This is a genomic window from Chryseobacterium sp. PCH239 (assembly GCF_018924625.1).
In the GTDB taxonomy this organism is placed as follows: Bacteria; Bacteroidota; Bacteroidia; order Flavobacteriales; family Weeksellaceae; genus Chryseobacterium; species Chryseobacterium cucumeris.
The window spans coordinates 4,242,559-4,255,641 of the sequence record NZ_CP073027.1 but is presented as its reverse complement, the minus strand read 5'-3'; the positions used below and the strand labels follow the sequence as shown (position 1 = coordinate 4,255,641).

At 35.7% G+C, this 13,083-nt stretch carries 10 protein-coding genes and 2 pseudogenes; 2 read left to right on the top strand and 10 right to left on the bottom strand.

All coding sequences use genetic code 11. The features are described 5' to 3' along the window. Window positions 1-50: 50 nt before the first annotated feature. From KBP46_RS19570 to KBP46_RS19525, 10 genes and pseudogenes are all read right to left on the bottom strand, one after another. Window positions 51-866 carry an aminotransferase class IV gene (locus KBP46_RS19570; protein ID WP_216443953.1) on the bottom strand — a complete coding sequence of 272 codons (816 nt, stop codon included), beginning with the start codon at window positions 864-866 and terminating at the stop codon, window positions 51-53. A gap of 78 nt (window positions 867-944) precedes the next feature. Further along, the gene (locus KBP46_RS19565) at window positions 945-1,331 is read right to left on the bottom strand and encodes an START-like domain-containing protein (RefSeq protein WP_034696870.1); all 387 of its coding nucleotides are present in this window, start codon (window positions 1,329-1,331) and stop codon (window positions 945-947) included. Between the two features lie 188 nt (window positions 1,332-1,519). Then, window positions 1,520-2,695 (bottom strand): aspartate aminotransferase family protein, encoded by a 1,176-nt coding sequence (locus KBP46_RS19560; RefSeq protein ID WP_062674773.1) that lies wholly within the window; start codon window positions 2,693-2,695, stop codon window positions 1,520-1,522. A 28-nt stretch (window positions 2,696-2,723) separates the two neighbouring features. Continuing rightward, complete coding sequence (locus KBP46_RS19555) at window positions 2,724-3,314, bottom strand: hypothetical protein (RefSeq protein ID WP_131797507.1); 591 nt, start codon at window positions 3,312-3,314, stop codon at window positions 2,724-2,726. 13 nt (window positions 3,315-3,327) lie between these two features. Beyond that, window positions 3,328-5,065 (bottom strand): annotated as a pseudogene (locus tag KBP46_RS19550) (OstA-like protein). Between the two features lie 3 nt (window positions 5,066-5,068). Then, window positions 5,069-5,542 (bottom strand): Fur family transcriptional regulator, encoded by a 474-nt coding sequence (locus KBP46_RS19545; protein ID WP_002976876.1) that lies wholly within the window; start codon window positions 5,540-5,542, stop codon window positions 5,069-5,071. A gap of 65 nt (window positions 5,543-5,607) precedes the next feature. Beyond that, window positions 5,608-7,602 carry a KUP/HAK/KT family potassium transporter gene (locus tag KBP46_RS19540; protein ID WP_216443952.1) on the bottom strand — a complete coding sequence of 665 codons (1,995 nt, stop codon included), beginning with the start codon at window positions 7,600-7,602 and terminating at the stop codon, window positions 5,608-5,610. 114 nt (window positions 7,603-7,716) lie between these two features. Further along, a complete protein-coding gene (locus tag KBP46_RS19535; protein WP_034696867.1) occupies window positions 7,717-8,697 on the bottom strand; it encodes a pyruvate dehydrogenase complex E1 component subunit beta in 981 nt (326 codons plus the stop codon). Between the two features lie 236 nt (window positions 8,698-8,933). Next, window positions 8,934-9,349, bottom strand: a pseudogene (locus KBP46_RS19530) (DUF2147 domain-containing protein). Between the two features lie 195 nt (window positions 9,350-9,544). Next, window positions 9,545-11,473, bottom strand: a complete 1,929-nt coding sequence (locus KBP46_RS19525) for an LTA synthase family protein (protein ID WP_216443951.1) — start codon at window positions 11,471-11,473, stop codon at window positions 9,545-9,547. A gap of 89 nt (window positions 11,474-11,562) precedes the next feature. Here KBP46_RS19525 and KBP46_RS19520 point away from each other — a divergent pair, with 89 nt between their 5' ends. Then, window positions 11,563-12,276, top strand: coding sequence for a phosphatidylcholine/phosphatidylserine synthase (locus KBP46_RS19520; protein WP_062673840.1), 714 nt, complete (start codon window positions 11,563-11,565; stop codon window positions 12,274-12,276). A gap of 42 nt (window positions 12,277-12,318) precedes the next feature. Further along, window positions 12,319-13,083 carry a 3'-5' exonuclease gene (locus KBP46_RS19515; protein ID WP_216443950.1) on the top strand — a complete coding sequence of 255 codons (765 nt, stop codon included), beginning with the start codon at window positions 12,319-12,321 and terminating at the stop codon, window positions 13,081-13,083.

Here is a 13,083-nt window from a genome sequence, read left to right as displayed (position 1 = left end):
ACCCGGTAAAGGACTTCTGGAACTTTGTTGTTTACCGGGTTTGTCAATTTTTATGAATTAAAACTTTTCTTCCAGCTTTCTACCAGTTCAGAAAAACGGGAAGTTTCAAAAGTCTTGTTTCTTATCTTACCTACAGAAAATATACCTTTCTCGTCTGAAATCATTAAAATTTCTTCAGCTTTCTGAGATTCAAATGCGATAATCTCGTGTTCCTGAATATCAGCAAGATTATTTTTATGTAAAAAAGTAACAAAGTTTTCCATCAAAGGAGAAATGTAAGCTCCTTCTGTCTGTTTGGGTACTTTGATCACGTCACCTTCCAAAAAGAGAAGATTTCCTGCAGTGGTGCGCGCTATTCTTTTGTTTGGATTCAGAAGAATCACGTCATCAAGGTCATTTTCCTGGGCATAGATCACTCCGTAAATATTTTCCGGACAGTGAACCCTGATATTGCTCAAAAGATTGTTATTAACGTTAATTTCTTTAATCAAATCCAATTCCAAAGGTCTTTGATGAACTGCAAGCACATCCGCCATTTCCGTTACTTCGTAAAAATAGGAAACTGAAGATTTTGCCAAGGTCACTCCATCATTATTTCTGAACACCTGGAAATTGATAATTCCGTTCTTGACTCCTTTACCTTCAATGATTTCTTTTTGAAAAAGGTTCTGGAAAAACTCCAGGGTGTAAGTTAAAGGAATATTCAGTCTCATCTTTCTCATGGAAGCCATCAGGAAAAAATAGCATTCTTCGTCCATGATCAATCCACCATTTCTTACAAAGAAAGATACTTTTACTGAGTCTCCCCAAAGAAAAGCTCTGTTCTTTACACTTAACTCGTCTGATGTAAAATATTGATTTTCCAATTTTTGATATGATTTATTTACAAAAAAATAATGAACGATAAATCGTTCATCAGTTTTATCATTTCATATAGCCCGGTATTATGCCGCACCTAGTTTTATTCTCAGGTTTTCGATAAGATTTTCCCAATACATTGCATTTTCCTCTTCATCACCTTCTTCACAGAAATCTGTAATATTTAAAGCAAGATCTTCTGTAATATCATCGATAGTGATAGTCATTTCAAAGAAATTTTTTGTTCCTTCATCTTCTTCCCATCTGAAACGCACGAAACCTTCAGGCTTATATCTGATCAAAGTGGCCTTCTCAGCAGGTCCTCCACCCCAGCTAAAAAAGAAATCATCGCCTTTCTCTGTTACCTCATCCGCAAACCATTCAGACAATCCCTCTGCAGTCGCCAGATATTCATATAAAATCTCTGATAAACAGTGCATTGGAAATTCGTAATGGACTTTATGTTTCGCCATATAATCTTTGTTTTATCGTCCCGCAATATATAAATTAATTTTTTTATTACGCAAAAAAACAATTACTTTTTTATAGAATCTGTATGATATTTATCACTGGATTTAAATCTCTGTGATGTCAGGTTTTAAAGCTAAAAATTACCATGCAAAACATAAAAAAATCTCTCATTTACAGAGAGATTTTATCTTTAATTTTCATTCAGTATATCAAGAATAATCTGGCATCCTTCCCGGATTTCGTCCAGAGATAATGTAAGCGGCGGAGAGATTCTCAGGTATTCATTTCTGTACAGCTGCCAGAAAACAATCAGCCCTTTTTCCATACATTTTTTAGCTACTTCCAGCGTATATTCAGGAGTTCCTAAGTTCACGGCAAGCATCAACCCTTTACCGTTGATATTTTTAATTTTAGGATGAACCAAAAGTTCTCTGAACAACTTTTCTTTTTCCTCAACTTCGTTCATTAAACCACTATCCAACACTTCTTTTAATGTGGCATAACTTGATGCTGCAATTAATGGATTTCCTCCAAAAGTAGTAATATGCCCAAGTTTTGGTGAGTGAGAAAGCGTTTCCATAATTTCTCTGGAACTCATAAAAGCTCCTACAGGAACTCCACCACCCATTCCTTTTCCCATCACCAGAATATCCGGAACAATTCCAAAATGTTCAAAAGAGAATAACTTCCCTGTTCTTCCAAATCCGGGCTGTATTTCGTCCAGAATTAAAAGCGCTCCTACTTCTTCACATCTTCTTTTTAATTTGATCAGATAGTCGTTATTTGGAACCAGAAAGCCTGCTGCTCCCTGAATGGTCTCAAGAATAACACAAGCAGTCTTCTCCGTAATTTTATCAAAGTCATCTTCATTGTTAAACTCAATGAAAGACACCATTGGTAGTAAAGGACGGAATTCTCTCTTGTGAGTTTCATTTCCGGAAACACTTAAAGCCCCATGAGTATTTCCATGGTAAGAATTTTTAAAGGAAACTATTTCTTCTCTTCCTGTATATCTTTTAGCCAGCTTTAAGCTTCCATCGATAGCTTCTGCACCGCTATTCACAAGGTAAGTAACCTCCAGAGGATCCGGAGTGGCTTCTGCAAGCAGTCTGCATAATGCGATTGGTTTTTCCTGTGCATATTCTCCGTAAACCATTACGTGAAGATATTTATCGGCCTGCTCTTTAATGGCATCCACTATTTTAGGGTGCGAGTGTCCCAAAGTATTAGCAGAAACTCCTGCTACAAAGTCAAGATATCTTTTTCCGTCTGTACCATAAATGTAGCTTCCTACTGCTTTTTCAACTTCAAAACCGGCAGCAAATTTGGTGGTTTGAGCCTGATATATAAAAAAATCTTTATGCATTTCCATAAATATGTTATGAAAGTCTAAATCAGTTCTCTTCTTTAGAATCTTTTTTTATTTTTATTTTAGATGTATTGTTGTAATCAAAATCAGAAAGTTCATCAAGTTCATTCTGAATTTTCTGTTTCCAGTCCTGCAGCTTCTGAGTATTGAGGCCATAATTGGTTTCATTGTCTATCAGGGCCTGAGCTTTTGTATATTCAGCTGTCAGATTATTAAACATTTCATTGGCATAAGTAAAACCTTTCCACAGCGTATTTTTATGAATAAGAAGGTCTTTACGCATTTTTCGGGCATATACTTCGGCTAAATCAAAATTGACCTGCTGATATTCTATCATAGCCGGAATATTGCGAGAATCAGGATTTATTGATGAAGCACTGCTGGAAAATTTATTGATAATCTTTTTATTAAAATTATTACTTAGTGCATTAAATCCCCTTAACTGATAAGAAAAGTTGATTGCTGATCTGATTGAAATACGATCATCATGGGTAATCAATTTATAATCCTCTTTCTGTAATTTTCGTTCTTTACTCCATACAAATTCACCTGGTTGTAAATCTTGGGAAAAAAACATCAATGGAAAAAATAATAACAGTAACAGAATTTTTTTCATACCTACTTGTTTTCTATTTTCTTACTCTCTTTGGTTTTTTAGCTTCTTCTTTAGCTTTTTCGTCGTCAATTGCTTTCTGCGCTTTATCGAATAGCTCACTATCAGCTGTATATTGTATTTCTTCGTTATTTGGAGTATCTACAAGGATATCCTGCCATTTCCTGATTCTGTCTTTGGTATTCCAGTTAAAATCCGGGAATTTTCTTTTCGAAGGTTCTATCATACTCATAGGATAAGTATCGGAAGCAGCTCCAATACTGCATGAAATAATCTGAAGTGCTCTTTCTTCAAACAATGCTCCGATAATTCCGCAGGTTGATAATGTAATCCCTATTCTTTCCGGTTTTTTGGTTTCCTGATCAGTATCATCAACATACACGATAGACTGGGCATTTCCAACGACTCTTGCTTCTTTAATCGCATTTTTCTCATAGTATACCGTCATGAATTTTCCTTTCACCTGATTGAACTCATCTTTCAGGGTAAGTGAGTCAACTTTACTTATGGCAAAGGCATTTCCTATTACTTTTAAGGAGTCAATATCTTCTGTTTTAGTATTGAAATAAGCTTCTACTTTATCTCCGGTAACCTGCTTTTCACCGCTCCAAAGAATCGGATTGGTATACATATGCATGATTCCGTCTGTTTCATTGAAAGCAATGGAATCTGCTCTTCCCTGTGCATTGGATTTATAGATACGGGCTTTTTTGAAAGCTCTCAGATAGCTTTTCTTCACTTTGATATCTACTGTATCCGGTCTTTGATAGGAGATAATTTTTCTGCAGCGAAATAAATGGAGTCTTTTTCCATCACTTTTACAGCATACGGACTTTTAGTCATCATGGCAGAGTCTTTTTTCTCAAAAATTTCTCCGTAACCTCCTTTTATATATCTTTTTCTATAGGATCATCAAGAGTTACATTTCCTGTTGCCTTACCGAATCCTGAGATTTGATTATAGTACATATCATCACCGGTAAGAATTTTCTCATTATAATAGATTCTGGAGTTTTTGGTTAGAAAAGCCTCCTTGGAATCCATTTTATAAGTTCCTTTTTCGGTGTAGATTCTGTTTCTTGGATTGGTTTTGCTGGTAATGGTTGTAGGACCTAGAAAATCAGCAATTTTTGTGTTCTGATTCTGTTTGATGTTGGGTCCTTCTATAGTATACTGCGGGGTTTCAATTTTTACATTCCCAGTAAGATCTACCACTCTTGTATTGAGAAAATAGGTTCCTACTTTGGCGTAGGTTACATTCTGCCCGTCAGAAATTGTCCCTCCTGTGTTAAAATAAGCCTGATTAGCCAGCCTGTCATAATACAGAATATCTGTTTTAATGGTTTGCTTCGGATCTGTTAAAACCACATTTTTTCTGGCAACACCTTTCTGGGTATTGGCATCATATTCCATTTCTCCTGCTGTGATCACAGAACCGTCGGTATTTTGAAGCCTTGTATTACCTATTGCTTTTACAAAGTTCTCTTCATTATACAGAACAACTTCATCTGCTGTAAGAATGGAGCCTTGGTGTTCTATCTGAACATTTCCGGTAAAGTATTGATTCCCGTCGTATTTTTCAGGGCTTTTCTTGATCTCGTCCGCATGGATGATCTTTACTTTATCTTCAGGTCTCACCTGTTTGGGCTGAGCCGGTGAAGGAGCCTGCAAATAAGGATCTCTCTTCACAGGGGTTTTATCCTGCGCAAAGTTGAGCGTAGAAATAAAGAGTAACAGAAAAAGGGCTATTCTCATTAATTAGTCATTCTTAGTGCCATAGAAATATAGCGAATGAGAATCAATTTTTACGCCAAATGCTTCTTCAATGGCTTCTTTGATTCCTTGAATTCTTGGGTCACAGAATTCAATAATTTCTTCAATTTCTTTATCAGAGTCTTTTTTGTAGATCACCAGGTGGTCATGCTGTTTGTCAAAATAAGACTTTTCATAAGACGAAGAAGTTAATGTCTTTTCTCCGAACTGATGCTTACGGATTAAACCTGCATCAAGGAAAATTTCAATCGTGTTGTAAATGGTTGCTTTGGAAACATGATATTTTTTCTGCATCATGAGAAGATACAGATCATCAACATTAAAGTGATGATCCATATTATAAATCTCTTCCAATATCGTATATCTTTCAGGTGTGTTTCTGAACCCTTTTTCTAATAAGTAGTTTCTCAAAACATCCTTGATCAAAGCTATATTCTTTTCTTTTTGTATTGTATCCATTAAAAAAATTATCTACAAATTTATTGAATTTTATTTAAATAGATAGTATGGTTAAATACGAGTGGCTACGAGTTGTGACGGAAATACCCGGACTGCTCGATCTTATTATCATAAACTGTTAATTCTGTGATCGGTGCAGATTCTACTTCAACGTTATGCGAAGAGACTCCCCAAGCCTTAAAGTCGTCACTTCCGATATACTTCACAAAATTGTAAATGTTAAGAGTAATCTTCTGTTTAACAGTTAAAAGGATATCGTTGATATAGGTGTTATCTATGATCACATATTTAAGATCCGGTGGTATATCATGAGCTCTTAAAGATGGGTGGCTGCTTCTTGAAGGAATGGTTCCGTCTGTCATTAGATCTTTAAGGACCATATTGAAATAATCGTTGATTCTTCGGTCTACTTTAAATCCTAAAAGGAAATTGATTTTATATACGGTTCCCGGAAGGATCTCGTCTACAGTATATCTGAAAGTATATGGATCTTCCTGGTTTACAATGCTCAGGATGAAGTAATGATCTGCTCTTTTCGGTTGTTTTTTGATGATGGAATAAATAATTTTAGATTCCACTTCATCATTTCTTTTAGCTCTGCTCAGATAAGCCAGATTGGTAGCATATTTCGGAATAGTTTCGTCCAGTTTCATGTCTTTAAGAATAGACACATATTTTTCTATTTTCACAAACTGGATAAATCTTGTTTTGATCAGTCTTCCGTTATACCATGCATACATAGAAATTCCGATAGAACCAGCCAAAACAACGGTGATCCATCCACCTTCCATAAATTTGATAATGTTGGCACTGAAGAAACCTAATTCGATTGCCATATAAACCATTGCGAAAACCAGAATCAAGACTTTGCTTACTCTGTGTTTCAGGAGCCAGAAGACCAACAGAACGGTTGTCATCAGCATGGTCACCGTAATGGAAAGTCCGTAAGCGGCTTCCATTTTTCCTGATTCTCTGAAGTGAAGCACAACAATGATACACAGGATAAGAAGTCCCCAGTTGATTCTTGGGATATACATCTGTCCTTTTACTCCGGAAGGATAATCAATTTTCTGATTAGGCCAAAGGTTAAGAGACATTGCTTCTGAAAATATGGTGAAAGAACCGGTAATTAACGCCTGACTGGCAATAATTGCTGCTGCTGTTGCTAAAATTACTCCCGGGATGATCATCCATTCTTCCATGATTCCAAAGAAAGGATTCACTACAGAAAACCCAGGTTTGTTATAATTGGTTAAAAGCCATGCTCCTTGTCCAAGATAATTCAGAATAAGCATAATCTTAACGAATGCCCAGCTTATTCTGATGTTTTTTGCGCCACAGTGCCCTAAATCAGAATACAATGCTTCTGCTCCGGTTGTACAAAGGAAAACAGCTCCTAAAATAACAATAGCACTTGGAGAGTTGGCAATAAGTTTATAAGCGTAATAAGGGTTGAAAGATCTTAAAATCTCAAAATTTTCACTCAAATGCATTACTCCCAGTCCTCCTAATACCAGGAACCAAACCACCATTACAGGACCAAAAAATTTTCCGATAAAACTGGTTCCAAACTGCTGCACCACAAAAATGGCAATCAGTATTCCAATGGTGATAGGGACCACAGGAGTATGTGGGTTATAAATTTCAAGACCTTCAATAGCTGACATTACCGTCAGTGATGGTGTAATAACCCCGTCTGCAATAAGGGCTGCAGCACCAATGATTGCAATGAGGTACAACCATCCTTTTTTAAGGTTTCTTACCAGTGAAAACAAAGCAAGGATACCCCCTTCACCTTTGTTATCTGCTCTCAAAGCAATGATCACATATTTTATCGTGGTCTGCAGGGTAAGGGTCCAGATAATACAGGAAAGAGCACCTTCTATGTATTCATTGAAAGGCATATTGCTCCCTTGGGATCTTGCATTCACAATTGCTTTCATTACGTAAAGCGGAGAGGTACCAATATCTCCAAAAACAATTCCTAGAGACACTAAAACTCCTATGAAGGAAAGTTTCTTTATGTCGAAGTGGTAGCCATCTTCTGTAACTTCTGCCATATCAGCTTAATTTATTTTAAAGGCGCAAATTTATACTAATTTTATGACGTCAAGAATTTTTCTTCATGAATATAATAAATGAAAAAACTTCCTTTCGGAAGTTTTTCTCTATAACTATTTTACGTACATCGCTTTTTTGATTTCCTCTTTTACTTTTTCAAGTTTAGGGAACCATTCTGCAAATAATGCAGCAGAGTAAGGTGCAGGAGCATCAGGAGTCGTAATTCTCTTGATAGGAGCATCTAAATAATCAAATGCTTTTTGCTGTACCATATAAGTGATTTCAGAAGAAATAGAAGCAAATGGCCAAGCTTCTTCTAAAATAACCAATCTGTTTGTTTTCTTAACGGAAGCTAAAACAGTATCAAAATCCAGAGGACGAACTGTTCTAAGATCGATAACTTCTACAGAGATTCCTTCTTTCGCCATATCTTCAGCAGCCTGTAAAGCCAGTTTCATGATCTTACCAAAAGAAACTAAAGTAACATCTGTACCTTCTCTCTTGATATCTGCTTTTCCTAACGGTAAGTAGTATTCTTCTTCAGGAATTTCCATTTTATCTCCATACATCTGCTCAGATTCCATGAAAATAACCGGATCATTATCCTGAATTGCAGTTTTCAACAACCCTTTCGCATCGTAAGGATTTGAAGGAACTACTACTTTAAGACCTGGAATGTTTGCAAACCAGTTTTCAAAAGCCTGAGAGTGAGTAGCACCTAATTGACCTGCAGAAGCTGTAGGACCACGGAAAACGATTGGACAATTCCATTGTCCACCACTCATCTGACGGATTTTTGCAGCATTATTGATAATCTGATCAATTCCTACCAATGAGAAATTGAATGTCATATACTCTACGATGGGTCTGTTACCATTCATCGCAGCACCCACAGCAATTCCTGTAAAACCAAGTTCTGCAATTGGGGTATCGATTACTCTTTTAGGACCAAACTCATCCAACATTCCTTTGGAAGCTTTATATGCACCATTGTATTCTGCTACTTCCTCCCCCATTAAAAAGATGGATTCGTCTTTACGCATTTCCTCGCTCATTGCCTGTGCAATTACCTCACGAAAAGTATATTCTGCCATATTTATTCGAAAAATTTAGACTACAAAAATAGTGTTTTTTTATTATACACATCATAAAAACGGTCTTCATTTCCATGAGAAGTCATAATATTAACTGTATTTAAAATTAATTTTCCTTCTTAAATGCGTCCTTCTTGTACCTTTTTTATGTTCCGAAGAATTTTCACAGAATTTTTATCCACAAAAAATGACATCCCATTTCTGAGATGTCATCTAAAATTCTATTTAAACTTACATTATACTTTTTCCCAAGTCTGGGTTTTCCCGATAAGAGATATTCCGATATATCCTTTTACGGTTAGTTTATCTCCTTTTCTGATAATAAAACACTTATAGGTTTTACCATTTTTCGGATTTGTAATAGTTCCTCCATTAAATTCAGCCCCATCTTTTGAAAGTCCTCTGATAACTTCCATACCTAAAATTGGCTTATTTTTCTGTCATCTTTACATTCTACACAATTAGGATTTTCAGGTGTAATCAATAACTGAACAACTTTTCCGTAGTATTTTCCATCAGATTTTTTAAAAATTTCAACAATAGATTTAGGTTTTCCTGTCTCGTCATCTATCGTTCTCCATTTCCCTTCTATCTGTGCAAACGTAAGCACACTGAACAGGGAAAGTGCAAATGTTAACAATAATTTTTCCATATTTCTTATAGTTTTAATTTTATACAATATTATTATCTACGTATTGATAAAAATATAAATTAATTTTCAACGAACAAAAATTTTTATTATACAAAGCATAAAGAGACAAAGAAAAGTAAAATCAATAAATGCTAAAACAATTAATTTGCCAATCAGTTTATTGACTATTTCGCCATTCTATTTTTTGTCTTCTGCCTAATACAGCTTCCTGTTAATCACCCTATCCATATAATCCTGATACCAGGCCTTTGCCGTTTTCTTTCCTTGTTCTGTTTCCGGATTTTTAACTTCATTCATGATATTTTTTTCAAGGCTCAGATCAGATTTATCATAGACTCCGATGATTTCTTTTCCATCAAAGCGGTAAATATAATTTCCGATCATGAACTGATCCGTACTTCCATCCGAGTTGACTACGATGAAAGGATATTTTTTATCACTTACCAAACTTCTCCCCCAGCTTCGGATAGGTTTGTTATACCCGATAAGATCTGCCAGTGTAGGATAAATATCTGCTTGTTGTGCGATTTCCTGGCTAACACCTTTTAGCTGATACGCAGGATTCGGAGAATAGAAAACCAATGGAACTGCATAGCGATTCATTGCTCTTTCATATTCCGGATAATAAACCTGATTGGTATGGTCTCCCGTGAAAACAAAAATGGTATTGTTGTACCAAGGTTGCTTTTTAACCGTCTCAAAATATTGTTTGATCGCATAATCGGTATACTGCATCGGCTCATGGATTTCTATTTTTCCTTTTTTAAATTTCCCGTTATATTTTTCAGGGATTTTAAAAGGGTGATGAGATGATGCGGTAAATACAGTAGTCATAAAAGGTTGTTTCTTCCCTACATTCTTAGCGAAATACTGAAGGAAAGGCTCATCCCAGATGGCCCACATTCCGTCAAAATCTTCATCATGATTATATTCTGTTTTTCCGAAATAATGTTTAAATCCTAAGATATTTCCGAATCCAAGAAATCCCATAGAACCATTTGGGGCACCATGATAAAAAGAAGTATCATACCCAAGATCATTACATACGGAAACAATAGATTGAATTTTCTGATTGGAATAAGGAGATCCTGTAAACGCATCGGTAAGACTCGGAATTCCGGCCAATACACTGCTCATCCCATGAATAGACTGTCTTCCGTTTGCAAAAGTATTCGGGAAAATAAGGCTTTGGGTAGCCAGACTATCCATAAAAGGAGTATAAGAAACGTAATCTTTGATATTTTTATCTTTATTGAAAGCTCCTGAATATTCTCTCCCGAAAGATTCTACAATAAAAATAACAATATTGGGACGATTCTCCACTTTTCTGTCATATACTTTATAAGGCTGTACATAGTCTTCAATATATTTTTCATCTACAAAATGAACTTCCTTAAAATTATTGGTATTTAAAGTCCTGAAAAAGGAGAATGTACTATTGAGTACAATGTTTCCCTGAAGCGGATTTGTTACAAAACGAGTAGCATCCACCATATTAATAGGTCTCGTGCTATGCTTAAAATCTCCTCTGATTCCTCCCACAACCAGCACCGCTGTTATACACAAAGTAAGAATAGATGTAATAAAGTAAGGAAGTAGTTTCGCAGGTTTTGTATCTTCTACTTTCACCTTTTTGTATAGAAAAACCCATAAGATCATCAACACGACGTACCAAATCAATACAAAAGGATGTTCTCCCACAGAGATCATCAGTGTTTTAGATACATTGGATTCATGTTCAGCCACCTGAAATACAGCCGAAGTAAGCCTTGCCTGAGCGAATTTATAGTAAATAAAATCCCCGAAATTCATGGCATAAGCAATACCGTTGGTGATGAAATACAGCCAGAATAGGACTTTCTGAAATATTTTCTTGGTATTAATAACCAGCGGCAATAAACTCAGGAGTATAAATAATGCGTTGACATACAAAATAGCTGTGGTATCGAAAGCCGTACCATGGAAAGCCAGCTTTATGTAATCAGAAACCGAGTCAACTTTAATCAGATCTTTATTAAAATACCAGAATAAAAGTCTGGCAATCTGATAAAAAACATAGGCTAAAAAAATCCTGTAAACCAATGCCAGAACTTCCTGTTTTCTAAATCCTTCTAAAAATTTCATGGAGCAAATTTACATCAAAATCACTTTAATGCATTTTTTAGTTCATATTATTTTGAGTTAGAATTTTTAAAAACTGTAATTTTGTGCTTATGGATTTTATAAAGAATAATCTGGCCAATGCCTTAACTCTGGCTAACTTATTTGCAGGCTGTGTAGGTGCAATACATTTAATTTTAGGAGATTATCAGACAACGGCAATCTGTCTTATTCTCTCTTCTATCTTCGATTTTTTCGATGGCTTTGTGGCCAGAGCTTTAAAATCAAACTCTAATCTTGGTCTTCAGTTGGATTCTCTTGCTGATATGGTAAGCTTTGGTGTAATCCCGGGACTGACGATGTACAAAGCCCTTGAGCCTTTTGGAGCTGAGCTTCTTGGAATTCATTTTCCATTTGAGATCAAATATCTGGGATTAATTGTCACTGTATTTTCCTGCCTGAGACTTGCCATCTTTAACCTTGATGAAGAACAACGCTATTATTTCAAAGGATTGAATACGCCTACCAACACCGTTTTACTGTTTGGTCTTTATTATGCCTTTAAAGAAACCGGAACTTTCAGCTTTTTGTTTGATAATGAATTGTTATTGGTTCTGCTGACTCTTCTCACTTCATGGCTTCTGATCAGCCCGATCAAAATGATGGCGATGAAATTCAAATCAAAACAATTAAAAGATAATTACCCTAAAGTTGTATTACTGGTGGGAGGAATTGCTATTCTTGCGATATTCCAGGTTATTGGAATTCCAATGCTTGTTATTTATTATATATTGGTGTCTCTTATTTTTCAGGCACAATTAAAATAAACTCATTTAAATAAAACACGTTTCAATTTATTAATAGTCAACATGAATTTAAAACTCCATAAACCACTTTGTATTTTTGACCTGGAAACCACAGGAACCAACATAGGAAAAGACAGAATTGTTGAAATCTGTATTTTAAAAGTAAATCCGGACGCCTCCAGAGAAAGCAAAACATGGCGTGTAAACCCGGAAATGCTTATTCCTAAAGAAAGCAGTGAGATCCACGGTATTTATGATGAAGATGTAAAAGACGCGCCTACTTTCAGAGACATTGCATCTAAAGTAATGGAAATGATTACCGGCAGTGATTTGGGAGGATTTAATTCTAACAGATTTGATGTTCCCCTTTTGGCTGAAGAACTTTTAAGAGTAGGAATGGATTTTGATCTGAGTAAATTCAGACTGATAGATGCACAGACTATTTTCCACAAAAAAGAGCCTAGAAACTTAAGTGCTGCTTACCAGTTCTACTGTGGAAAAACATTGGAAAATGCACACTCTGCAGAAGCTGATGTATGGGCAACATTTGAAGTTCTGGATGCCCAGGTTGGAAAATATGATGATATCCCGAATGAAATAGCACCGTTAAGTGAATTCACATTCCATAATAAGAATGCAGATCTTGCAGGATTTATCGGATATAATGAAAAAATGGAAGAGGTTTTCAACTTTGGAAAATATAAAGGACAGGGCGTGAAAGCGGTATTCCAAAAAGACTTAGGATATTTCGGATGGCTTCAGAATGCTGACTTTCCATTATATACTAAGAAGGTTTTTACAAAAATTCAATTATCAAGTAGATTTTAA

What these genes read in the sequence shown, in the direction of transcription:
- KBP46_RS19545 (WP_002976876.1), bottom strand. Translation starts at nt 5,542, where the DNA reads ATGGATACAATACAAAAAGAAAAGAATATAGCTTTGATCAAGGATGTT.
- KBP46_RS19540 (WP_216443952.1), bottom strand. Translation starts at nt 7,602, where the DNA reads ATGGCAGAAGTTACAGAAGATGGCTACCACTTCGACATAAAGAAACTT.
- KBP46_RS19520 (WP_062673840.1), top strand. Translation starts at nt 11,563, where the DNA reads ATGGATTTTATAAAGAATAATCTGGCCAATGCCTTAACTCTGGCTAAC.
- KBP46_RS19565 (WP_034696870.1), bottom strand. Translation starts at nt 1,331, where the DNA reads ATGGCGAAACATAAAGTCCATTACGAATTTCCAATGCACTGTTTATCA.
- KBP46_RS19515 (WP_216443950.1), top strand. Translation starts at nt 12,319, where the DNA reads ATGAATTTAAAACTCCATAAACCACTTTGTATTTTTGACCTGGAAACC.
- KBP46_RS19525 (WP_216443951.1), bottom strand. Translation starts at nt 11,473, where the DNA reads ATGAAATTTTTAGAAGGATTTAGAAAACAGGAAGTTCTGGCATTGGTT.
- KBP46_RS19535 (WP_034696867.1), bottom strand. Translation starts at nt 8,697, where the DNA reads ATGGCAGAATATACTTTTCGTGAGGTAATTGCACAGGCAATGAGCGAG.
- KBP46_RS19555 (WP_131797507.1), bottom strand. Translation starts at nt 3,314, where the DNA reads ATGAAAAAAATTCTGTTACTGTTATTATTTTTTCCATTGATGTTTTTT.
- KBP46_RS19560 (WP_062674773.1), bottom strand. Translation starts at nt 2,695, where the DNA reads ATGCATAAAGATTTTTTTATATATCAGGCTCAAACCACCAAATTTGCT.